The following is a 20,510-nucleotide window of genomic DNA, read 5'->3' on the forward strand; positions in this document are numbered from 1 at the left end:
GAAACGGAAAAAAGGCCCTTCGGGGCCTTTTTTCTTGCCTCGCGAAATTGACAGATGGCAAAAGAGGCGTTCTTGACAGGCGCGAGCGACATCCTTAGAATTGCGCCTCCTTTAATCGGGCACCTTTTTGCCCGAGGGGAAAGCTTGGAGTCTGAGGTCAAATGCAAAATCAACAAATCCGTATTCGGTTGAAGGCTTTTGATCATCGCCTGATCGATCAATCCACCCAGGAAATCGTGGAAACCGCGAAACGTACTGGTGCTCAGGTGCGTGGTCCGATTCCTCTGCCTACCCGCAAGGAACGTTACACAGTGCTGATTTCTCCGCACGTCAACAAGGATGCTCGTGACCAGTACGAAATTCGTACCCACAAGCGTGTGCTCGACATCGTTCAGCCCACCGACAAGACCGTCGATGCGCTGATGAAGCTCGATCTCGCCGCTGGCGTTGAAGTGCAAATCAGCCTCGGCTGAGACCGTCAAGGTTTCGGTCGTGTAACGCTCTGAAATGGGCGGCCATAGCGGGTGAAAGCCCCGTACACTCAAGAGGTTCTCAACATGACGATTGGTTTAGTCGGTCGTAAATGCGGTATGACCCGCGTTTTCACCGAAGAAGGCGTTTCCGTTCCGGTTACGGTCATTGAGATCGAGCCGAATCGCGTAACCCAATTCAAGAGCGAAGAAACCGATGGCTACCGTGCCATTCAGGTAACCGTGGGCGAGCGTCGTGCTTCCCGCGTGACCAAGGCGCAAGCCGGTCACTTCGCCAAGGCCAGCGTCGCTGCTGGTCGTAGCGTCCTCGAATTCCGCCTGGAAGACGGTGAATACAAGGCCGGTGACGAAGTCACTGTAGCCCTGTTCGAAGCCGGTCAGATGGTTGATGTCACTGGTCAGTCCAAAGGTAAGGGCTACGCCGGTACCATCAAGCGCTGGAACTTCCGTGGTCAGGACAACACCCACGGTAACTCCGTTTCCCACCGTGCACCTGGTTCCATCGGCCAGTGCCAGACTCCTGGTCGTGTGTTCAAGGGCAAGAAAATGTCCGGTCACCTGGGTGCGGAGCGTGTAACCGTTCAGTCGCTGGAAGTCGTGCGTGTAGACGCCGAACGCAACCTGCTGCTGGTCAAGGGTGCCGTCCCCGGCGCGCCGGGTGGTGACGTGATCGTGCGTCCCGCTGTCAAGGCCCGTGGTTGAGAGGAGAGAGAACATGCAACTCAATGTGAATGGCTCTCAAGCTATCGAAGTCTCCGAGCACACCTTCGGCGGTGAATTCAACGAGACCCTGGTCCACCAGGCAGTCGTGGCCTACATGGCTGGCGGTCGTCAGGGCACCCGTGCCCAGAAGACCCGTTCCGAAGTCCGTGGCGGCGGTAAGAAGCCCTGGCGTCAGAAGGGCAGCGGTCGTGCCCGTGCCGGTACCATCCGCAGCCCCATCTGGCGTTCCGGTGGCGTGGCTTTCGCAGCCAAGCCCCAGGATCACAGCCAGAAGCTGAACAAGAAGATGTACCGCGCTGCACTGCGCTCCATCCTCGCCGAGCTGGTCCGTCTGGACCGTCTGGTCGTAGTTGACGACTTCGCCGTCGACGCGCCCAAGACCAAGACCCTGGTCAGCAAGCTGGACGGCCTGGGCCTGAGCGACGTGCTGATCGTGACCGACGCTGTCGACCAGAACCTGTATCTGGCCGCCCGCAACCTGCCTTTCGTCGACGTGCGTGATGTCCAGGGTTCCGACCCGGTCAGCCTGATCGCCTACGACAAGGTGCTGGTCACTGTGTCCGCCGTGAAGAAATTCGAGGAGCTGCTGGCATGAACCAGGAACGCGTATTCAAAGTGCTGCTTGGCCCGCACATCTCCGAGAAGGCCACCATGCTGGCGGACAGCCAGAAGCAGTTCGTATTCAAGGTTGCCACCGATGCAACCAAGCTGGAAATCAAGAAGGCCGTCGAGCAACTGTTCGAGGTCAAGGTTCGCAGCGTCAGCACCCTGAACGTCCAGGGCAAGACCAAGCGCACCGCTCGTGGTCTGGGCAAGCGTAACGACTGGAAAAAAGCGTACATCGCGCTCCAGCCGGGCCAGGATCTCGACTTTTCCAGCAGCGCCGAGTAATCAGGGGGCATCATGGCAATCGTAAAATGCAAGCCGACCTCCGCTGGCCGCCGCTTTGTGGTCAAGGTGGTCAACGCTGATCTGCACAAGGGCGCTCCTTATGCTCCTTTGCTGGAGAAGAAGAGCAAGTCCGGCGGCCGTAACAACAACGGTCGTATCACCACTCGCCACATCGGCGGTGGTCACAAGCAGCACTACCGTCTGGTCGATTTCCGGCGCAACAAGGATGGCATCCCTGCCGTCGTTGAGCGTATCGAATACGATCCGAACCGTACCGCGCACATCGCTCTGCTGAAGTACGCCGATGGCGAGCGTCGCTACATCATCGCCCCCAAGGGTGTTGCTGCTGGTGATCAGCTCATGTCCGGCGCTGGCGCTCCCATCAAGGCCGGCAACAACCTCCCGCTGCGTAACGTACCGGTCGGTAGCACCATCCACGGTATCGAGCTGAAGCCTGGCAAAGGTGCTCAGATCGCTCGTTCCGCTGGTACCTCCGCTCAGTTGGTCGCCCGTGAAGGCGCCTACGTCACCGTGCGTCTGCGCAGCGGTGAAATGCGCAAGGTGCTGTCCGAGTGCCGCGCTACCCTGGGTGAAGTGTCCAACGGCGAGCACAGCCTGCGTTCGCTGGGTAAGGCCGGTGCCACTCGCTGGCGTGGTGTGCGTCCGACCGTTCGTGGTGTTGCCATGAACCCGGTTGATCACCCGCATGGTGGTGGTGAGGGTCGTACTTCCGGTGGCCGTCATCCGGTTTCGCCATGGGGCGTCAAGACCAAGGGTCTCAAGACGCGCTCCAACAAGCGTACCGACAAGATGATTGTCCGTCGCGGCAAGTAATCAGTAGAGGATTCGACTGTGCCCCGTTCTCTGAAGAAAGGTCCTTTTATCGATCTTCACCTGTTGAAGAAGATCGAAGTCGCGGTGGAAAAGAACGAACGCAAACCGATCAAGACCTGGTCGCGTCGTTCGATGATCCTGCCGCAAATGGTCGGCCTGACCATCGCTGTGCACAACGGTCGTCAACATGTCCCCGTTCTGGTGAACGAAGACATGGTCGGCCACAAACTCGGCGAGTTCGCTGCTACCCGCACCTATCGCGGTCATGCGGCTGACAAGAAAGCCAAGCGTTAAGGGGTAAGGAAGATGGAAGTAGCCGCTAAGCTGTCGGGCGCTCGTATCTCCGCCCAGAAAGCCCGCTTGGTCGCCGACCAGATCCGCGGGAAGAAGGTGGGCGAAGCGCTCAATCTGTTGACTTTCAGCAGCAAGAAAGCCGCTGAAATCATGAAGAAGGTGCTCGAGTCGGCCGTGGCCAACGCCGAGCACAATGAAGGCGCCGACGTGGATGACCTGAAGGTTTCCACTGTCTTCGTAAACGAAGGTCGTTCGCTCAAGCGCATCATGCCGCGTGCCAAAGGTCGTGCTGATCGCATCGTGAAGCGGTCTTGCCATATCACGGTCAAGGTTGCGGACAAGTAACGGAGTCGATCAGATGGGTCAGAAAGTACATCCCAATGGCATTCGCCTGGGCATCGTCAAGGAGCACACCTCGGTCTGGTACGCGGATAAGCGCACTTATGCGGACTATCTGCTGGCCGACCTGAAGGTTCGTGAGTATCTCCAGGACAAACTAAAAAGCGCGTCCGTAAGCCGTATCGATATTCATCGTCCGGCTCAAACCGCACGCATCACCATCCACACCGCCCGTCCCGGTATCGTGATCGGCAAGAAGGGTGAGGATGTCGAGAAGCTGCGTCAGGACCTGACCGCAAGAATGGGTGTGCCCGTGCACATCAACATCGAAGAGATCCGCAAGCCGGAGCTCGACGGTGCCCTGGTTGCGCAGAGCGTTGCGCAGCAGCTTGAGCGTCGTGTGATGTTCCGTCGCGCCATGAAGCGCGCCGTGCAGAACGCGATCCGCATTGGTGCCAAAGGCATCAAGATTCAGGTGAGCGGTCGTCTGGGCGGTGCTGAAATCGCCCGTACCGAGTGGTATCGCGAAGGTCGTGTGCCCCTGCACACCCTGCGTGCCGATATCGACTACGCCACTGCGGAAGCCCACACCACCTACGGTGTGATCGGTGTGAAGGTTTGGATCTTCAAAGGTGAGGTCATTGGTGGCCGCCAGGAAGAACTGAAGCCCGTCGCCCCGGCTCCGCGCAAAAAAGCTGCTGCTAAGTAAGGAGTACGCAACATGCTGCAACCCAAGCGTACAAAATTCCGCAAGCAGATGACCGGCCACAACCGTGGTCTGGCTCATCGTGGTAGCAAGGTCAGCTTCGGCGAGTACGCGCTGAAGGCTGTCGGCCGTGGCCGTCTGACCGCTCGCCAGATCGAATCCGCACGTCGTGCGCTGACCCGTCACGTGAAGCGTGGCGGCAAGATCTGGATCCGCGTCTTCCCTGACAAGCCTGTCACCAAGAAGCCTCTCGAAGTGCGGATGGGTAAAGGTAAGGGTAGTGTCGAGTACTGGGTAGCCCAGATCCAGCCGGGCAAGGTCCTGTACGAGATCGAGGGTGTTTCCGAGGATCTGGCGCGTCAGGCATTCGCCCTGGCCGCTGCCAAGCTTCCGCTCGAAACCTCCTTTGTTAAGCGGACGGTGATGTGATGAAAGCGAAAGATTTGCGTGAGAAATCCGTAGAGGAGCTGAACGAGCAGCTTCTCAACCTGCTGCGTGACCAGTTCAATCTGCGTATGCAGAAGGCAACTGGCCAGTTGGGTCAGTCTCACATGCTCTCGCAAGTGAAGCGCGACATCGCTCGCGTCAAGACTGTGCTGAACCAGCAAGCAGGTAAGTGATCATGGCTGAAGCTGAAAAAACTGTCCGTACGCTGACCGGCCGAGTGGTCAGCGACAAGATGGACAAAACCGTCACCGTACTGATCGAGCGTCGCGTCAAGCACCCGATCTACGGTAAATACGTGAAGCGTTCCACCAAACTGCACGCCCACGACGAAACCAATCAGTGCCGCATTGGTGACCTGGTCACCATTCGCGAAACCCGCCCCCTGGCCAAGACCAAGGCGTGGACCCTGGTTGACGTCGTCGAGCGCGCCGTTCAGGTATAAGGGTAGAGAGCCATGATCCAGACTCAATCCATGCTTGACGTCGCCGACAACAGCGGCGCTCGTCGCGTGATGTGCATCAAGGTGCTCGGCGGTTCCCACCGCCGTTACGCCGGCATCGGCGACATCATCAAAGTCACCGTCAAGGAAGCAATTCCGCGCGGCAAGGTGAAGAAAGGTCAGGTGATGACTGCAGTCGTCGTGCGTACCAAGCACGGCGTCCGCCGCACCGACGGTTCCATCATCCGCTTCGACGGCAACGCCGCGGTTCTGCTGAACAACAAGCAAGAGCCGATTGGCACCCGTATCTTTGGGCCGGTGACCCGTGAACTTCGCTCCGAGAAGTTCATGAAGATCGTCTCCCTTGCCCCCGAAGTGCTGTAAGGAGTAGCCGACATGCAAAAGATTCGTCGTGACGACGAGGTAATCGTCATTGCCGGCAAGGACAAGGGCAAGCGTGGCAAGGTGCTGAAGGTGCTCGCCGATGACCGTCTGGTCGTTGGTGGGGTAAACCTGATCAAGCGCCACACCAAGCCCAACCCCATGCTGGGTGTTCAGGGTGGCATCGTAGAGAAAGAAGCCCCTCTGCATGTCTCCAACGTTGCCATTTTCAACTCCGAGACCAACAAGGCTGACCGCGTTGGTTTCAAAGTCGAAGACGGCAAGAAGATTCGTATCTTCAAGTCGACCCAAAAAGCGGTCCAGGCCTGAAGCTGCTAGGTAGATCACCATGGCTCGATTGAAAGAGATTTATCGGAAGGAAATCGCGCCCAAGCTGAAAGAGCAGCTTCAGCTGGGTAACGTGATGGAAGTTCCGCGCATCACCAAGATCACCTTGAACATGGGTCTGGGCGAAGCGGTCGGTGACAAGAAGATCATCGACAACGCTGTAGCTGACCTGGAAAAGATCGCTGGTCAAAAGCCGGTCGTGACTTATGCCCGCAATTCCATTGCTGGCTTCAAGATTCGCGAAGGCTGGCCGATCGGCGTCAAGGTGACCCTGCGTAGCGATCGCATGTATGAATTCCTGGATCGTCTGCTGTCCATCTCCCTGCCGCGCGTACGTGACTTCCGCGGCCTGAATGCCAAGTCCTTCGATGGTCGTGGCAACTACAGCATGGGCGTGAAGGAGCAGATCATCTTCCCGGAAATCGATTACGACAAGATCGATGCGCTGCGTGGTATGGACATCACCCTGACCACCACCGCTCGTACCGACGAGGAAGGCCGTGCGCTGCTGCGTGCGTTCAACTTCCCGTTCCGTAACTGATTGAGGTCTTCAGATGGCTAAGCAAAGCATGATTAACCGCGAGCTGAAGCGTCAGCAGACGGTTGCCAAGTACGCCAAGAAGCGCGCCGAACTGAAGGCGACCATCGGTAATGTCAACGCGTCCCCCGAGGACCGTTGGAATGCCCAGGTCGCCCTGCAGAAGCAGCCCCGTGACGCCAGCGCCAGCCGCATGCGTAACCGCTGCCGCCTGACCGGTCGTCCGCACGGCGTGTACCGCAAGTTCGGTCTGTCCCGCATCAAGCTGCGTGAAGCAGCCATGCGCGGTGACGTGCCCGGCCTGGTGAAGGCCAGCTGGTAACAGCTAGCGCCTTTCATCGCGGTAATTGAATCAAGCCCCTTTTGGGGCTTGATTCGTTTCAGGCCGATCTCTAGAATGCTCGGCTCGCCCGAATCGGCCTATTGCCGAGGGGTGATTTTGAGAGCCGGTAGGCTCAATTTCTGTATTAGGAGCTAATAGCCCATGAGTATGCAGGACCCGTTAGCAGACATGCTAACTCGTATCCGTAATGCCCAGATGGCTGAAAAGGCCGTTGTGAGCATGCCTTCTTCCAAGCTGAAGGCTGCCGTTGCCAAAGTCCTCAAGGACGAAGGTTACATCGCGGATTTTCAGGTCAGCGCGGAATCCAAGCCGTCGCTGTCCATCGAGCTGAAGTACTTCGAAGGCAAGCCTGTCATCGAAGAGCTGAAGCGTAGCAGCCGTCCCGGTCTGCGCCAGTACAAAGCCGTTGACCAGCTGCCGAAAGTGCGTGGCGGTCTGGGCGTGTCGATCGTTTCCACCAACAAAGGTGTGATGACTGATCGTGCGGCCCGTGCTGCTGGTGTTGGCGGCGAAGTGCTCTGCACAGTCTTCTAAGGGGAATCAGCATGTCTCGCGTTGCTAAAAACCCTGTAAGACTGCCTGCAGGCGTCGAAGTTAATCTGGCCGGTCAGGCTCTTTCGATCAAGGGTGCCAAGGGCGCTCTGGAACTGAAGGTCCATCCGTCCGTTGAAGTCACTCAAGAGTCCGGTGAGCTGCGTTTTGCTGCTCGCAATGGCGATCAGCAGACCCGTGCGATGGCCGGCACTACCCGTGCCCTGGTCAACAACATGGTGGTCGGCGTCAGCCAGGGCTTCGAGCGCAAGCTGCAACTGGTCGGTGTGGGCTACAAGGCCCAGGCCAAAGGTCAGGTGCTGAACCTCGCTCTGGGCTTCTCTCACCCCGTGGACTACGACCTGCCGCAAGGCATCACCGCAGAAACCCCCAACCAGACCGAAATCCTGATCAAGGGTATCGACAAGCAGCTGGTCGGCCAGGTTGCGGCTGAGATTCGTGGTTTCCGTCCGCCGGAGCCTTACAAGGGCAAGGGTGTACGGTATGCCGACGAAGTCGTCCACCGTAAAGAAGCCAAGAAAAAGTAGGGCATAGCAAATGACCGTCAAGAAAGAAACCCGACTGCGTCGCGCTCGCAAGGCTCGCCTGAAGATGCGCGAGCTGGAAGTGGTCCGTCTGTGCGTGTACCGCTCTTCCCAGCACATCTATGCCCAGGTCATCGCGGCCGACGGCAGCAAGGTCCTGGCCAGCGCTTCTACGCTGGACAAAGAACTGCGCGAAAGCGCTACCAGCAACGTCGAGGCGGCCAAGAAAGTTGGTCTGCTGGTCGCCGAGCGTGCCAAGGCCGCTGGCGTTACCCAGGTGGCCTTTGATCGTTCTGGCTTCAAGTACCATGGTCGCGTCAAAGCGCTGGCCGACGCTGCTCGTGAAGGCGGGCTGGAGTTCTAAGTCATGGCAAATAACGATCAAAAGCGCGACGAAGGCTATATCGAGAAGCTGGTTCAAGTTAACCGCGTAGCCAAAACCGTGAAAGGCGGCCGTATCTTCGCCTTCACCGCTCTGACCGTGGTTGGCGATGGCAAAGGCCGCGTTGGCTTCGGCCGTGGCAAGGCCCGTGAAGTGCCTGCCGCCATCCAGAAAGCTATGGAAGCTGCTCGCCGCAACATGATCCAGGTGGATCTGAACGGCACCACCCTGCAGTACCCGGTCAAGGCCGCCCATGGCGCCTCCAAGGTGTACATGCAGCCCGCTTCCGACGGTACCGGCATCATCGCCGGTGGTGCCATGCGCGCCGTCCTGGAAGTCGCTGGTGTGCAGAACGTCCTGGCCAAGTGCTACGGCTCCACCAACCCGGTAAACGTGGTGTACGCGACCTTCGAAGGTCTCAAGCACATGCAGGCACCGGAAGCTGTTGCCGCCAAGCGTGGCAAGAGCGTCGAGGAGATTCTCTGATCATGGCTAACGCAACCGTCAAGGTCACGCTGATCAAGAGCGTCCACGGCCGTCTGGCCAATCACAAGGCTTGCGTCAAGGGTCTCGGCCTGCGTCGCATCGGTCACACCGTCGAGGTTCAGGACACTCCTGAAAATCGCGGCATGATCAACAAGGCCTATTACCTTCTGCGTGTGGAGGGTTAAGTCATGAAATTGAATGATCTGCGTTCTGCTCCCGGCGCTCGTCGCGAGAAGCTGCGTCCCGGTCGTGGTATCGGTAGCGGCCTGGGCAAGACCGGTGGTCGCGGCCACAAGGGTCTGACCTCCCGCTCCGGCGGCAAGGTTGCCCCGGGCTTCGAGGGCGGCCAGCAGCCGCTGCACCGCCGTCTGCCCAAGTTCGGCTTCGTATCGCTGAAGGCCCTGGATCGCGCCGAGGTTCGTACCTCCGAGCTGGCCAAGGTTGACGTCGACGTAGTTGATCTGCAGGCACTGAAAGACGCCAACGTGATCAGCCGCGACATCAAGCGTGTCAAGGTTGTGCTGTCCGGCGACGTTACTCGTGCCGTCATCCTGAAGGGCATTGGTGCCACCAAGGGTGCACGTGCGGCCATCGAAGCAGCTGGCGGCAAGATCGAGGAATAAATGGCTAAGCAAGGTGCTCTCTCTGCGCTCAGCAAGAGCGGTGGTATGTCCGAGCTGTGGACCCGCCTCCGATTCCTGTTTTTGGCGATCATCGTCTACAGGATTGGTGCGCACATCCCTGTTCCGGGTATCAATCCCGATCAGCTGGCCGCACTGTTCAGGCAGAACGAGGGGACCATTCTTAGCCTCTTCAACATGTTCTCCGGCGGTGCGCTGGAGCGGATGAGTATCTTTGCACTGGGGATCATGCCGTACATCTCGGCGTCGATCATCATGCAGCTGCTTACCGCGATCAGCCCACAGCTGGAGCAATTGAAGAAAGAGGGTGAGTCTGGTCGTCGCAAGATCAGCCAGTACACCCGTTACGGCACGCTGGTTCTGGCGCTTGTTCAGGCCACCGGGATGTCGGTAGGACTTGCCAGTCAGGGTGTCGCGTTCAGCGTGGGCTTCAGCTTCTATTTCGTCGCTGTCACCACGTTCGTCGCCGGTGCGCTGTTCATGATGTGGCTCGGTGAGCAGATCACCGAGCGCGGTATCGGCAACGGCATCTCGATGCTGATCTTCGCCGGCATCGTCGCGGGCTTGCCTCGCGCCATCGGCCAGTCCTTCGAGTCGGCACGGCAGGGCGATATCAACATCTTCGCGCTGATCATGGTGGGTGTGGTGGCTGTGGCCATCATCGCCTTCGTGGTGTTCATCGAGCGTGGTCAGCGTCGCATTGCGGTGCACTACGCCAAGCGTCAGCAAGGTCGCAAGGTCTTCGCTGCGCAGAACAGCCATCTGCCGCTCAAGGTGAATATGGCTGGGGTCATTCCGGCGATCTTCGCCAGCAGCATTCTGCTGTTCCCGGCATCGCTCGGTTCGTGGTTCGGTCAGTCCGAAGGTCTCGGTTGGTTGCAGGACGTGGCTCAGGCCATCGCTCCTGGTCAGCCGCTGAACATCTTGCTGTTTAGTGCAGGGATCATTTTCTTCTGCTTCTTCTATACAGCGCTGATGTTCAATCCCAAGGACGTGGCCGAGAACCTGAAGAAATCCGGAGCGTTCATTCCGGGTATTCGTCCAGGTGAGCAGTCTGCGCGCTACATCGATGGCGTGCTGACCCGGCTGACCATGTTCGGTGCCCTGTACATGACGGCGGTGTGCTTGTTGCCCCAGTTCCTGGTGGTCGCGGCGAACGTGCCGTTCTATCTCGGTGGGACCTCGTTGCTGATCGTGGTGGTAGTGGTCATGGACTTCATGTCCCAGGTCCAGTCCCATCTCGTATCTCACCAATACGAGTCCCTGATGAAGAAAGCCAACCTGAAGGGCTACGGCGGCGGCATGATGCGCTGATCCGTTACCCGTAAGGTTAGAGGAGTTGTCATGAAAGTTCGTGCATCGGTCAAGAAGCTGTGCCGTAACTGCAAGATCATTCGCCGCGAAGGCGTCGTACGCGTGATCTGCAGCGCTGAACCGCGTCACAAGCAGCGCCAAGGCTGAGTGTGAATCACGCGTCTAACCCGGCAGCTAGTGTGCTGCCGGGTTGATCATTTGTTCCTACAGCGTTAATATCGCGCGCCCTTTTCTTGGCTTCCGGGGCGTCGGTAGCTGTCAATTGGAGTTTTTCTGAATGGCCCGTATTGCAGGCGTCAACATTCCAGATAACAAGCATACTGTTATCTCGCTGACCTACATCTATGGTGTCGGTCGCACCACCTCTCAGAAGATCTGCGCGGCCACTGGCATCCAGCCGACCGCCAAGATCAAAGAACTGAGCGACGAGCAGGTCGATCAGCTGCGTAACGAGGTCGCCAAAATCCTTACCGAGGGTGACCTGCGCCGCGAAATCAACATGAACATCAAGCGCCTGATGGATCTGGGTTGCTACCGCGGTCTGCGTCACCGCCGTGGTCTGCCGGTCCGTGGTCAGCGCACCAAGACCAATGCCCGTACCCGCAAGGGCCCGCGCAAGCCGATCCGCAAGTAATCGCATCCGCGAATCGACAGGAATCTAGTCATGGCAAAACCTGCTGCTCGTCCTCGTAAGAAAGTCAAAAAGACAGTGGTTGATGGCATCGCCCATATCCACGCGTCTTTCAACAACACCATCGTGACCATCACCGATCGTCAGGGCAATGCTCTGTCCTGGGCGACCTCCGGTGGCTCCGGCTTCCGTGGCTCCCGTAAGAGCACCCCGTTCGCTGCCCAGATTGCAGCTGAACGTGCCGGCCAAGCCGCTTTGGAATATGGTCTGAAGAACCTGGACGTGAACGTCAAAGGTCCCGGCCCCGGCCGTGAGTCCGCTGTTCGCGCCCTGAATGCCTGTGGTTACAAGATCGCCAGCATCACCGACGTGACGCCTATCCCGCATAACGGGTGCCGTCCGCCGAAGAAGCGTCGCGTGTAATAGGAGACAGTGAGAAATGGCTCGTTACATTGGTCCCAAGTGCAAACTGTCCCGCCGCGAAGGCACTGACCTCTTCCTGAAGAGCGGCTCCCGTGCCCTCGACTCGAAGTGCAAGCTGGAAACCGTTCCTGGCCAGCATGGTCAGCGTCGCGGTCGTCTGTCCGACTACGGTCTGCAGCTGCGTGAAAAGCAGAAAGTCCGCCGTATCTATGGCGTGCTCGAGCGTCAGTTCGCCGGTTACTACCAGGAAGCTGCCCGTCGCAAGGGCGCAACCGGTGAGAACCTGCTGCAGCTGCTCGAATGCCGTCTGGACAACGTGGTGTATCGCATGGGCTTTGGTGCCACTCGCGCCGAATCGCGCCAGCTGGTCTCCCACAAGTCGATCACCGTCAACGGTCAGACCGTCAACATTCCCTCCTATCAGGTCAAGGTCGGCGACGTCGTCGCGGTCCGTGAAAAGGCCAAGAACCAGCTGCGTATCGCTCAAGCTCTCGAGCTGTGCGGCCAGCGTGGCCGGGTTGAGTGGGTCGAAGTGAGCACCGAGAAAAAGGAAGGCACCTTCAAGAGCGTGCCGGCCCGTGGTGATCTCTCCGCCGACATCAACGAAAACCTGATTGTCGAGCTCTACTCCAAGTAAGGGCTAGAAAGTAGGTGCATCCATGCAGAGTTCGGTAAATGAGTTCCTGACCCCCCGCCATATCGATGTGCAGGCGGTTAGTCAGACCCGTGCCAAGATCACCCTCGAGCCCCTCGAGCGTGGTTTCGGCCATACCTTGGGCAACGCGCTGCGGCGTATCCTGTTGTCCTCCATGCCTGGCTGCGCGGTAGTCGAAGCAGAGATCGACGGAGTCCTGCACGAATACAGCGCCATCGAAGGCGTGCAGGAAGACGTGATCGAGATCCTGCTCAACCTCAAGGGCCTGGCCATCAAGTTGCACGGCCGTGACGAAGTCACCCTGAGCCTGAGCAAGAAAGGTCAGGGGCCAGTTCTGGCCTCCGACATTCAGGTCGATCACGATGTCGAGATCGTCAACGGCGATCACGTTATCGCTCACCTGGCGGACAACGGCTCGCTGAACATGAAGCTGAAAATCGCGCGCGGTCGTGGCTATGAGCCCGCCGATGCGCGTCAGAGCGAAGAAGACGAAACCCGTGCCATCGGTCGTCTGCAGCTCGATGCTTCGTTCAGCCCGGTTCGTCGCGTGGCGTACGTGGTGGAAAACGCTCGGGTCGAGCAGCGTACCAACCTGGACAAGCTCGTGCTTGATCTGGAAACCAACGGTACTCTGGACCCGGAAGAAGCCATCCGCCGTGCTGCCACCATCCTGCAACAGCAACTGGCTGCGTTCGTCGACCTCAAGGGCGACAGCGAGCCGGTCGTGGTTGAACAGGAAGACGAGATCGATCCGATCCTGCTGCGTCCGGTGGACGACCTGGAACTGACCGTTCGTTCGGCCAACTGCCTCAAGGCGGAGAACATCTACTACATCGGTGACCTGATTCAGCGTACCGAAGTGGAGCTGCTCAAGACCCCGAACCTGGGTAAGAAGTCCCTGACCGAAATCAAGGACGTCTTGGCCTCGCGTGGTCTGTCGCTCGGTATGCGCCTGGACAACTGGCCCCCTGCAAGCCTTAAGAAGGACGACAAGGCTACTGCCTGATCGTCATTGTTCACCGAACGTTAGTTTGGGAAGGAATTTCAATCATGCGTCATCGTAAAAGTGGTCGTCATCTGAGCCGCACGAGCGCACACCGCAAGGCCATGTTCCAGAACATGGCTGTGTCGCTGTTCGAGCACGAGCTGATCAAAACTACCCTGCCGAAAGCCAAGGAACTGCGCCGCGTTGCCGAGCCGCTGATCACCCTGGCCAAGGAAGACAGCGTCGCCAACCGCCGCCTGGCTTTCGACCGTACTCGTTCGAAAGCTGCCGTTGGCAAGCTGTTCAACGATCTGGGCAAGCGCTACGCCAACCGTCCGGGTGGCTACCTGCGTATCCTCAAGTGCGGTTTCCGCGCTGGCGACAATGCGCCCATGGCGTACGTCGAGCTGATCGATCGTCCGGTTGGTGGTACCGTTGAACAAGCTGCTGAATAAGTAGCGCTGTTCTAGAAAAAGCCGGGCTCTTGCTCGGCTTTTTCATGTCTGGCGTTTGACTGGAGCTGCAGGCAGGATCCGTCGACTTGGATTTTCTATCAGGATGCTAGGATCAATAAATTAGTCCTAAAGTATTGCCTTGGCGATACTTCTCCCACGCGATCAGCAAGCGCTATTCAAAGGGAGACAGCCTGTGACAGATACCAAGATCCTCACCACCGCCAGCGGCATTCCGGTAGCCGACAACCAGAATTCCCGCACCGCCGGCCTGCGCGGTCCGCTGATGCTCGACGACTTCCATCTGATCGAAAAGCTGGCGCACTTCAATCGTGAGGTTATTCCCGAGCGTAGGGTGCATGCCAAGGGCTCCGCTGCCTACGGCACCTTTACCGTGACCCGGGACATTACCCACCTGACCAGCGCCAAGTTGTTCGCCAGCGTGGGCAAGCAGACCGAGACCATCCTGCGTTTTTCCACCGTAGGCGGTGAGCGGGGCTCGGCCGACACCGAGCGCGATCCCCGGGGTTTCGCCTTGAAGTTCTATACCGAGGAAGGCAACTGGGACATCGTCGGCAACAACACCCCGGTGTTCTTTATCCGCGATCCGCTCAAGTTCCCGGACTTCATCCATACCCAGAAGCGCGATCCTTGGAGCAACCTCAAGAGTCCGCAGATGATGTGGGACTTCTGGTCGCTCTCGCCGGAGTCGCTGCACCAGGTGACCATCCTGTTCTCCGATCGCGGTATCCCCGACGGCTATCGCTTCATGCATGGCTTCGGCAGTCACACCTTCAGCCTGATCAACACCCAGGGCGAGCGGCACTTCGTGAAGTTTCACTTCAAGAGCCAGCAGGGCATCAAAAACCTCGCGCCGGCCGACGCCGCCCGCCTCGCTGGTACCGATCCGGACTACAGCCAGCGCGACCTGTTCCAGGCCATCGAGCGCGGCGAATTTCCGCGTTGGACCCTGTGCATCCAGGTGATGAGCGAGCAGGAAGCGGCTAGTCGCGTGGAGAATCCCTTCGACGTGACCAAGGTGTGGTCGCAGCAGGACTATCCGCTGCAGGAGGTGGGCGTACTGGAGCTCAATCGCAATCCGCAGAACTACTTCGCCGAGGTGGAGCAGGCGTCTTTCGCGCCGAGCAACGTAGTGCCGGGCATTGGTCTGTCGCCGGATCGCATGCTGCAGGGGCGGGTGTTCGCCTATGCCGATGCCCAGCGTTATCGAGTGGGGACCAACTACCAGCAGCTGCCGGTCAACGCGCCGCGTTGCCCCTATGCCAACAACCAGCGTGACGGTGCCATGCGCTTCGACGGCAATGGCGGTTCGCAGCCCAACTACGAGCCGAACAGCTATGCTCATACGCCCAAGCAGGCACCGCAGTATCGCGAGCCGGCGCTGAACTTCGCCGGTCCGGCGGATCGCTATGATCACCGCGAGGATGAGGATTACTACAGCCAGGCCGGTGCGCTGTTCCGGCTGATGAACGCGGACCAGCAGGCGTTGCTGATCGACAACATCGTCGGGGCCATGGGTTCGGTGACTCGTGACGTCCAGCTGCGACAGATCGGTCACTTCCTCAAGGCTGATCCCGCCTACGGTATGAGTGTCGCCAAGGGTCTGGGGATAGATCCCAGCGAAGTAGCCTGACGAGAGGGCGGAAAAAGCCTGGCGGATGCCGGGCTTTTTTTCGCCGGTTAAAAAAGTGGCGGAAAGGCTGTCTCGGACGCCTCTGGCGACGTCGCAGTGCTAAGGTTCGCAACAAGCGCGAAAACACGAGGCTACCTCTTCCGTCATGACTCTGTTTGGAATGTCTTTGCGCCAGCTGTGGGCGCACGAGAAGGCCAGCTACGGTGTGCGAGTCTTCATCGCCTTGAGTGGCGCCATGGCCGTCTGCTGGTCGCTTGACGATCTGCGGGCGCTGTCACCGGTGTTTCTCGGCATCATCGCCAGTGCCCTGGCGGAGACCGACGACAGCTGGCTGGGACGTCTGAAGTCGCTGGTGGTGACGCTGCTGTGCTTCGCGGTGGCCGCCTTTGCCGTGGAGCTGCTGTTTCCCTATCCCTGGATCTTCGCGCTGGGCCTGGGCCTGGCCACCTTCAGCCTGACCATGCTGGGGGCTATTGGCGAGCGCTATGCGTCGATCGCCCAGGCTACGGTCATCCTGTCGATCTACGCCATGATCGGGGTGGATCAGCGCCTCGGTACCCAGATGCCCCTCTGGTACGAACCTGTGCATCTGCTGGCCGGGGCCCTGTGGTACGGTATGCTGTCGGTGCTCTGGTGCGCGCTGTTTGCCCATCAGCCGGTACGTCAGAGTCTGTTCGCGCTCTATGGCGAGCTGGGCATCTTCCTGAAGCTCAAGGCCGAGATGCTCGAACCGGTGCGTGGGGTCGACCTGCATCAGCGGCGCGTGCTGCTGGCGCAGCAGAATGGCAAGGTGGTGCAGGCGCTGAACCAGGCCAAGGCGACCATCCTCAGCCGTTTCGGCCGCTCGGGACGACCCGGGGCGCGGTCGGGGCGCTACTTCCGGCTGTATTTCATGGCGCAGGACATCCATGAGCGCGCCAGCTCCTCGCATTATCCCTATAGCGCGCTCACCGAAGCCTTCTTCCACAGTGACATCCTGTTTCGCTGCCAGCGCCTGCTCAAGTTGCAGGCCGCCGCCTGTTTCAACCTGGGCGAGGCGATCAGGCTCGGCCAACCCTTCGAGTACGGACAGCAAAGCCAGCAGGGCCTGACCGACCTGCAGGCGTCGCTGGAGTACCTCAAGCAGCAACAGAATCCGCGCTGGCGGGGCCTGTTGCGCTCCCTGGACCTGCTCGGCCATAACCTTTCGACCCTGGAGCGGCAGTTCTCCGAGGCCGGCACCAGCGACTCCGGTGCGGCGGATCTCGATACCAGCCTGCTCGATCCCTCGGCGCGCTCCCTGCGCGAGGTGTTCCAGCGCATCCGCCTGCAGCTCACGCCCACCTCGCTGCTGTTTCGCCATGGATTACGGATGGCGCTGGCGCTGATGGCCGGCTATGGCGTGCTGCATCTGATCCATCCGGTGAACGGCTACTGGATCCTGCTCACCACGGTGTTCGTCTGTCGACCGCAGTACGGAGCCACGCGGGTGCGGCTGGTGCAGCGGATCGTCGGCACGGTGATCGGGCTGCTGCTGGGCAGCGCCTTGCTGGAGCTGTTCACCCAGCCGGAGATCCAGTTGCTGCTGGCCCTGGTGGGCGGACTGGTATTCTTCGTCACCCGAACGGATCGCTACACCATAGCCACCGCGGCCATCACCCTGATGGTGCTGTTCTGCTTCAACCAGGTGGGCAATGGCTTCATGCTGATCTGGCCGCGGCTGATCGATACGCTGCTCGGCTGCCTGATCGCGGTACTGGCGGTGTTCTTCATCCTGCCGGACTGGCAGGGACGCCGCCTGCACCTGGTGATGGCCAACACCCTGCGTACCAATGCGCTGTACCTGCGGCGCCTGCACGACCAGTACCGCACCGGCAAGCGCGATGACCTCGACTATCGGGTGGCGCGGCGCAATGCGCACAATGCCGATGCCACCCTGTCCGCCGCCCTGGCCAACATGCTGCGCGATCCCGGACACTTCCGCCGCAACCTGGAGGCGGGCTTCCGCTACCTGGCGCTGTCCAACACCCTGCTGGGCTATCTGTCGGCCCTCGGCGCGCATCGGCGCCAACTGGAGGCGACCGAGCACGATGCCCTGGTGGAACGTGCCGTCACCCGGATCGCCGAGGGCATGGAGGCCATTGCCGCTGCGGTGGCGGAGCGGCGCAGCCTGGCGCCGACGGCCGAGGAGGAAAACAGCCTGGCCGACGAACTGGAAGCCGCGGCGGATGGGAATGACGATGGCTACCGGCTGGTGTGCACCCAGTTGGCGCTGATCTGCCGCCTGCTACCTAATCTCAAGAGTGCCGCCAACCATACGTTGCGCGAACAAACTCGCGAAGAGCCGGCGGCGGGGACCGCCGATGCTTGAGCAAGGCTGCCGCGACGCGCTATGTTGATCGATGTGCGTCGAATGTCTCGACGTCTGTTTCTGCTGGTCTGAAGGCTGTTCCAACTCATGCGTATGCGTCTTCTAGTAGTGGGCGGGGAAAGCGCCCTGGGCAAGGCGCTACTGACCGCCGGTGCCGAAGCCGGCATCGATTTCATCGCTCCCGCGGCACCGGCCGAGGGCTGGTACGCCGCCGAGCTGACCGAGGCCCTGGATCAGGTGCGGCCGGGGGCGGTGATCAATCTCGCCTATTATCACGACTGGTTGCAGGCGGAGGCCTTCGCGCCGGCGGTGATGCAACGCCAGGCGCTGGCCGTGCAGCGGCTGGCCGGTCTCTGCCAGCACTACCAGATTCCCCTGATCCAACCCTCCAGCTATCGACTTTTCGATGGTTCGCGCGTGGCCGGCTATAGTGAAAAGGATCTTCCGCGATCTCCTGGGGCGCGCGGCGAGGCACTTTGGCGGGTCGAGCAGCTGGTACGGGCGTTGTGCCCGATGCACATCCTGCTGCGCCTGGGCTGGGTGCTGGATGATTCGCGCGACGGGCGCCTGGGCCGCCTGCTGGGCCAGATGACGACCGAGCAGGTCGTGCCTCTGGCCAGCGACCGGCGGGGTAACCCGACCACCGTGGGCGATGCTGCCCGGGTGCTGCTGGCCGTCGTCAAGCAGCTCGACTGCGGGGCGCCGCTATGGGGGACCTACCATTATGGCGCCCAGGAAGCGGTGTCGGAGCTAGGGTTGGCCGAGACGGTCGCCATGCTCTGGCAGGAGTTCGACCGGCCGGTGCGTTGCGAATGGCAGGAGGTGGCACACCTGGAGCGCGCCGATGCCGCGGAAGAGCCACAACACGGGGTGCTGATCAGTCGCAAGCTGCTCAACACCTTCGGGATCAAGGCACGGCGCTGGCAGCAGGAGCTGCCGGCGCTGTTGCAGGGCTTTCGGCAGGACGAGGTAGGTTTCGATGAGTGATGCGCCCATTTTGATCACGGGTGGGGCCGGTTTCATCGGCTCGCACTTGGCCGATGCGCTGCTGGCGCGGGGCAAACGCGTGCGGGTACTGGACGACCTGAGTACCGGCAAGCGTGAAAATCTACCGCTGAACGATGAGCGTATCGAGCTACGGGTGGGCGACGTGGCCGATGCCGCGAAACTGGAAGCTGCGGTAGCGGGCTGCGCGGCGGTGGTGCACCTGGCCGCGGTGGCGTCGGTGCAGGCGTCGGTGGAGGATCCTGTGGGTACCCACAGGGCCAACTTCATCGGCACCCTGAATCTGTGCGAGGCCATGCGCAAGGCTGGGATCAAGCGAGTGGTCTACGCTTCCAGCGCGGCGGTCTATGGCGCCAACGGCCAGGGCCAGGCCATCGACGAGGAGTTGCCCAAGGCGCCGCTGACGCCCTATGCGGCGGACAAGCTGGCCGGTGAGTATTACTTCGATTTCTATCGCCGCCAGCACGGCCTGGAGCCGGCGATCTTCCGTTTCTTCAACATCTACGGTCCGCGCCAGGATCCATCGTCGCCCTATTCGGGAGTGATCAGCATCTTCACCGAGCGGGCGCGGCGCCAGACGCCGATCACGGTGTTCGGCGATGGCGAGCAGACCCGTGATTTCGTCTACGTGGCCGATCTGGTGGACATCCTGTTGCAGGCGCTGGAGGCGCCCGAGGTAGCCGCCGGTGCGGTGAACGTGGGCCGTGGCGAGACCATCAGCCTGAACGGTCTGCTGGCCGAGATCGGTCAGGTGCTCGGCGGTTTGCCGCAGGTGACCCATGGCGCGGCGCGCTCGGGGGACATCCGCCACTCGAAGGCGGATAACAGCCGGCTGCGCGAGCGCTTCGACTTCAGCCGACCCACGAGCATGGGCTCGGGCCTGGCGGCCCTGCTGGGAGACTGAACAAGACCGGCGCCCAGAGGCGCCGGTCTTCGTTTCTGGGCGAGACTAGAAGCGATAGCCCAGGCCGACCATGTAGACCCAGGGGTCCACGTCCAGATCGACCTTCGCACGGGCGCCCAGGGCAGTGTTATCGACGTGGGCGGTGGTGGAGATGTCGATGTAGCGGACCTGGGCGTTGAGCATCACCCGGTCGGTGAGCATGACGTCGGCGCCCACCTGAGCCGCCCAGCCCCAGGAGTTGTCGGCGCGGAAGTTGTCGAAGCCGGCGGCGCTGGCGCCGCTGCCGACGTGCTCGTCATAGATCCAGGTGTAGTTCAGGCCGGCGCCGACATAGGGCTGGATCGTCGCCTTGGCATCCAGCGGATAGTAGACCAGGCTCAGGGTCGGCGGCAGGTGCTTGAGGCTGCCCAGCTTGCCGTTGGCGGCGTCCAGCCCGGTGCCCTTGATGTTGACCTGGTGCTCGAAGGGGGTGGCCGCCAGCAGTTCGATACCCAGGTGGTCGGTGAGCATGTAGGCGACGTTCAGGCCCAGCTGGGTGTCACTGTCCATGGTCGCCTTGCCGCCGAGATTGGCGCCGCTCAGAGCGCCCCTATCGATCTTGACGTCGGAGCTGCGCTCGTGGGGATCCACGGTGATGGCGCCGGCGCGCAGGATGATATCGCCGGCCTGGTGGGCCTGCGCGAGGGGGGCGGCCAGGATGAGGGCGAGCAGGCTGAGACGGAAGAGGGGACGCATGGCGGGGGCTCCGAAGGCATTGAAAAATGGCTGGGAGCAGCCT

At 60.5% G+C, this 20,510-nt stretch carries 33 protein-coding genes; 32 read left to right on the forward strand and 1 reads right to left on the reverse strand.

Going from position 1 to position 20,510, the window contains the following annotated elements; all coding sequences use genetic code 11:
• Nucleotides 1-161 precede the first annotated feature (161 nt).
• The 32 genes from rpsJ to RND78_RS25115 all read left to right on the forward strand — a co-directional run bounded on the left by rpsJ (nucleotide 162) and on the right by RND78_RS25115 (nucleotide 19,732).
• Entirely contained in the window at nucleotides 162-473 is a 312-nt protein-coding gene (rpsJ, locus tag RND78_RS24960) for a 30S ribosomal protein S10 (RefSeq protein ID WP_003243886.1), read from the forward strand.
• Nucleotides 474-557: 84 nt separating this feature from the next.
• Nucleotides 558-1,193, forward strand: coding sequence for a 50S ribosomal protein L3 (gene rplC / locus RND78_RS24965; protein ID WP_007161251.1), 636 nt, complete (start codon nucleotides 558-560; stop codon nucleotides 1,191-1,193).
• A 13-nt stretch (nucleotides 1,194-1,206) separates the two neighbouring features.
• The gene (rplD, locus tag RND78_RS24970) at nucleotides 1,207-1,809 is read left to right on the forward strand and encodes a 50S ribosomal protein L4 (RefSeq protein ID WP_017640279.1); all 603 of its coding nucleotides are present in this window, start codon (nucleotides 1,207-1,209) and stop codon (nucleotides 1,807-1,809) included.
• Nucleotides 1,806-2,105, forward strand: a complete 300-nt coding sequence (gene rplW / locus RND78_RS24975) for a 50S ribosomal protein L23 (RefSeq protein ID WP_007161249.1) — start codon at nucleotides 1,806-1,808, stop codon at nucleotides 2,103-2,105. Before rplD ends, rplW begins: the two co-directional genes overlap by 4 nt.
• 12 nt (nucleotides 2,106-2,117) lie before the next feature.
• Entirely contained in the window at nucleotides 2,118-2,939 is an 822-nt protein-coding gene (gene rplB, locus RND78_RS24980; protein ID WP_059232154.1) for a 50S ribosomal protein L2, read from the forward strand.
• Between the two features lie 18 nt (nucleotides 2,940-2,957).
• The gene (rpsS, locus tag RND78_RS24985; protein ID WP_007161247.1) at nucleotides 2,958-3,233 is read left to right on the forward strand and encodes a 30S ribosomal protein S19; all 276 of its coding nucleotides are present in this window, start codon (nucleotides 2,958-2,960) and stop codon (nucleotides 3,231-3,233) included.
• 12 nt (nucleotides 3,234-3,245) lie between these two features.
• On the forward strand, nucleotides 3,246-3,578 hold the full coding sequence (gene rplV, locus RND78_RS24990) for a 50S ribosomal protein L22 (RefSeq protein WP_007161246.1): 333 nt from the start codon (nucleotides 3,246-3,248) through the stop codon (nucleotides 3,576-3,578).
• A gap of 13 nt (nucleotides 3,579-3,591) precedes the next feature.
• Nucleotides 3,592-4,281 carry a 30S ribosomal protein S3 gene (rpsC, locus tag RND78_RS24995; protein WP_007161245.1) on the forward strand — a complete coding sequence of 230 codons (690 nt, stop codon included), beginning with the start codon at nucleotides 3,592-3,594 and terminating at the stop codon, nucleotides 4,279-4,281.
• 12 nt (nucleotides 4,282-4,293) lie between these two features.
• On the forward strand, nucleotides 4,294-4,707 hold the full coding sequence (gene rplP / locus RND78_RS25000; protein ID WP_017640282.1) for a 50S ribosomal protein L16: 414 nt from the start codon (nucleotides 4,294-4,296) through the stop codon (nucleotides 4,705-4,707).
• Entirely contained in the window at nucleotides 4,707-4,898 is a 192-nt protein-coding gene (gene rpmC / locus RND78_RS25005) for a 50S ribosomal protein L29 (protein ID WP_007161243.1), read from the forward strand. The genes rplP and rpmC overlap by 1 nt, the downstream gene beginning before the upstream one ends.
• Before the next feature lie 2 nt (nucleotides 4,899-4,900).
• Nucleotides 4,901-5,167, forward strand: a complete 267-nt coding sequence (gene rpsQ, locus RND78_RS25010; RefSeq protein ID WP_007161242.1) for a 30S ribosomal protein S17 — start codon at nucleotides 4,901-4,903, stop codon at nucleotides 5,165-5,167.
• 12 nt (nucleotides 5,168-5,179) lie between these two features.
• Nucleotides 5,180-5,548 carry a 50S ribosomal protein L14 gene (rplN, locus tag RND78_RS25015; protein ID WP_007161241.1) on the forward strand — a complete coding sequence of 123 codons (369 nt, stop codon included), beginning with the start codon at nucleotides 5,180-5,182 and terminating at the stop codon, nucleotides 5,546-5,548.
• A gap of 12 nt (nucleotides 5,549-5,560) precedes the next feature.
• Entirely contained in the window at nucleotides 5,561-5,875 is a 315-nt protein-coding gene (gene rplX, locus RND78_RS25020; protein WP_017640283.1) for a 50S ribosomal protein L24, read from the forward strand.
• A 19-nt stretch (nucleotides 5,876-5,894) separates the two neighbouring features.
• Nucleotides 5,895-6,434 carry a 50S ribosomal protein L5 gene (gene rplE / locus RND78_RS25025; protein ID WP_007161239.1) on the forward strand — a complete coding sequence of 180 codons (540 nt, stop codon included), beginning with the start codon at nucleotides 5,895-5,897 and terminating at the stop codon, nucleotides 6,432-6,434.
• 13 nt (nucleotides 6,435-6,447) lie between these two features.
• On the forward strand, nucleotides 6,448-6,753 hold the full coding sequence (rpsN, locus tag RND78_RS25030; protein WP_017640284.1) for a 30S ribosomal protein S14: 306 nt from the start codon (nucleotides 6,448-6,450) through the stop codon (nucleotides 6,751-6,753).
• 162 nt (nucleotides 6,754-6,915) lie between these two features.
• Complete coding sequence (gene rpsH, locus RND78_RS25035) at nucleotides 6,916-7,308, forward strand: 30S ribosomal protein S8 (RefSeq protein ID WP_017640285.1); 393 nt, start codon at nucleotides 6,916-6,918, stop codon at nucleotides 7,306-7,308.
• 11 nt (nucleotides 7,309-7,319) lie between these two features.
• Nucleotides 7,320-7,853 carry a 50S ribosomal protein L6 gene (gene rplF / locus RND78_RS25040; RefSeq protein ID WP_017640286.1) on the forward strand — a complete coding sequence of 178 codons (534 nt, stop codon included), beginning with the start codon at nucleotides 7,320-7,322 and terminating at the stop codon, nucleotides 7,851-7,853.
• A gap of 10 nt (nucleotides 7,854-7,863) precedes the next feature.
• Complete coding sequence (gene rplR, locus RND78_RS25045; protein WP_007161235.1) at nucleotides 7,864-8,214, forward strand: 50S ribosomal protein L18; 351 nt, start codon at nucleotides 7,864-7,866, stop codon at nucleotides 8,212-8,214.
• A gap of 3 nt (nucleotides 8,215-8,217) precedes the next feature.
• The gene (gene rpsE, locus RND78_RS25050; RefSeq protein ID WP_007161234.1) at nucleotides 8,218-8,718 is read left to right on the forward strand and encodes a 30S ribosomal protein S5; all 501 of its coding nucleotides are present in this window, start codon (nucleotides 8,218-8,220) and stop codon (nucleotides 8,716-8,718) included.
• 2 nt (nucleotides 8,719-8,720) lie between these two features.
• Nucleotides 8,721-8,903 (forward strand): 50S ribosomal protein L30, encoded by a 183-nt coding sequence (gene rpmD / locus RND78_RS25055; RefSeq protein WP_007161233.1) that lies wholly within the window; start codon nucleotides 8,721-8,723, stop codon nucleotides 8,901-8,903.
• Between the two features lie 3 nt (nucleotides 8,904-8,906).
• Complete coding sequence (gene rplO / locus RND78_RS25060; protein ID WP_312732675.1) at nucleotides 8,907-9,341, forward strand: 50S ribosomal protein L15; 435 nt, start codon at nucleotides 8,907-8,909, stop codon at nucleotides 9,339-9,341.
• The gene (gene secY, locus RND78_RS25065) at nucleotides 9,342-10,673 is read left to right on the forward strand and encodes a preprotein translocase subunit SecY (protein WP_059232149.1); all 1,332 of its coding nucleotides are present in this window, start codon (nucleotides 9,342-9,344) and stop codon (nucleotides 10,671-10,673) included. It abuts the gene before it with no gap.
• A gap of 30 nt (nucleotides 10,674-10,703) precedes the next feature.
• A complete protein-coding gene (gene rpmJ, locus RND78_RS25070; protein WP_002555468.1) occupies nucleotides 10,704-10,820 on the forward strand; it encodes a 50S ribosomal protein L36 in 117 nt (38 codons plus the stop codon).
• Between the two features lie 130 nt (nucleotides 10,821-10,950).
• Entirely contained in the window at nucleotides 10,951-11,307 is a 357-nt protein-coding gene (gene rpsM / locus RND78_RS25075; RefSeq protein ID WP_017640288.1) for a 30S ribosomal protein S13, read from the forward strand.
• Between the two features lie 30 nt (nucleotides 11,308-11,337).
• Nucleotides 11,338-11,727 carry a 30S ribosomal protein S11 gene (gene rpsK, locus RND78_RS25080; RefSeq protein ID WP_003281811.1) on the forward strand — a complete coding sequence of 130 codons (390 nt, stop codon included), beginning with the start codon at nucleotides 11,338-11,340 and terminating at the stop codon, nucleotides 11,725-11,727.
• Nucleotides 11,728-11,743: 16 nt separating this feature from the next.
• Nucleotides 11,744-12,364, forward strand: coding sequence for a 30S ribosomal protein S4 (gene rpsD / locus RND78_RS25085; RefSeq protein WP_059232147.1), 621 nt, complete (start codon nucleotides 11,744-11,746; stop codon nucleotides 12,362-12,364).
• A gap of 22 nt (nucleotides 12,365-12,386) precedes the next feature.
• On the forward strand, nucleotides 12,387-13,388 hold the full coding sequence (locus RND78_RS25090; protein ID WP_058760890.1) for a DNA-directed RNA polymerase subunit alpha: 1,002 nt from the start codon (nucleotides 12,387-12,389) through the stop codon (nucleotides 13,386-13,388).
• A 44-nt stretch (nucleotides 13,389-13,432) separates the two neighbouring features.
• A complete protein-coding gene (rplQ, locus tag RND78_RS25095) occupies nucleotides 13,433-13,822 on the forward strand; it encodes a 50S ribosomal protein L17 (RefSeq protein ID WP_007161227.1) in 390 nt (129 codons plus the stop codon).
• A gap of 193 nt (nucleotides 13,823-14,015) precedes the next feature.
• Nucleotides 14,016-15,473, forward strand: coding sequence for a catalase (locus RND78_RS25100; protein ID WP_312732676.1), 1,458 nt, complete (start codon nucleotides 14,016-14,018; stop codon nucleotides 15,471-15,473).
• A gap of 160 nt (nucleotides 15,474-15,633) precedes the next feature.
• The gene (gene yccS, locus RND78_RS25105; RefSeq protein ID WP_312732677.1) at nucleotides 15,634-17,823 is read left to right on the forward strand and encodes a YccS family putative transporter; all 2,190 of its coding nucleotides are present in this window, start codon (nucleotides 15,634-15,636) and stop codon (nucleotides 17,821-17,823) included.
• Between the two features lie 87 nt (nucleotides 17,824-17,910).
• The gene (locus RND78_RS25110) at nucleotides 17,911-18,810 is read left to right on the forward strand and encodes a sugar nucleotide-binding protein (RefSeq protein ID WP_312732678.1); all 900 of its coding nucleotides are present in this window, start codon (nucleotides 17,911-17,913) and stop codon (nucleotides 18,808-18,810) included.
• A complete protein-coding gene (locus tag RND78_RS25115; RefSeq protein WP_312732679.1) occupies nucleotides 18,803-19,732 on the forward strand; it encodes an NAD-dependent epimerase/dehydratase family protein in 930 nt (309 codons plus the stop codon). Before RND78_RS25110 ends, RND78_RS25115 begins: the two co-directional genes overlap by 8 nt.
• Before the next feature lie 45 nt (nucleotides 19,733-19,777).
• Here the strand turns inward: RND78_RS25115 and RND78_RS25120 are convergent, their stop codons facing one another.
• Nucleotides 19,778-20,467, reverse strand: a complete 690-nt coding sequence (locus RND78_RS25120; protein WP_312732680.1) for an OmpW family outer membrane protein — start codon at nucleotides 20,465-20,467, stop codon at nucleotides 19,778-19,780.
• Between the last annotated feature and the right edge of the window lie 43 nt (nucleotides 20,468-20,510).

Source organism: Pseudomonas oryzihabitans (genome assembly GCF_032027545.1).
GTDB classification, from domain to species: Bacteria; Pseudomonadota; Gammaproteobacteria; order Pseudomonadales; family Pseudomonadaceae; genus Chryseomonas; species Chryseomonas oryzihabitans_F.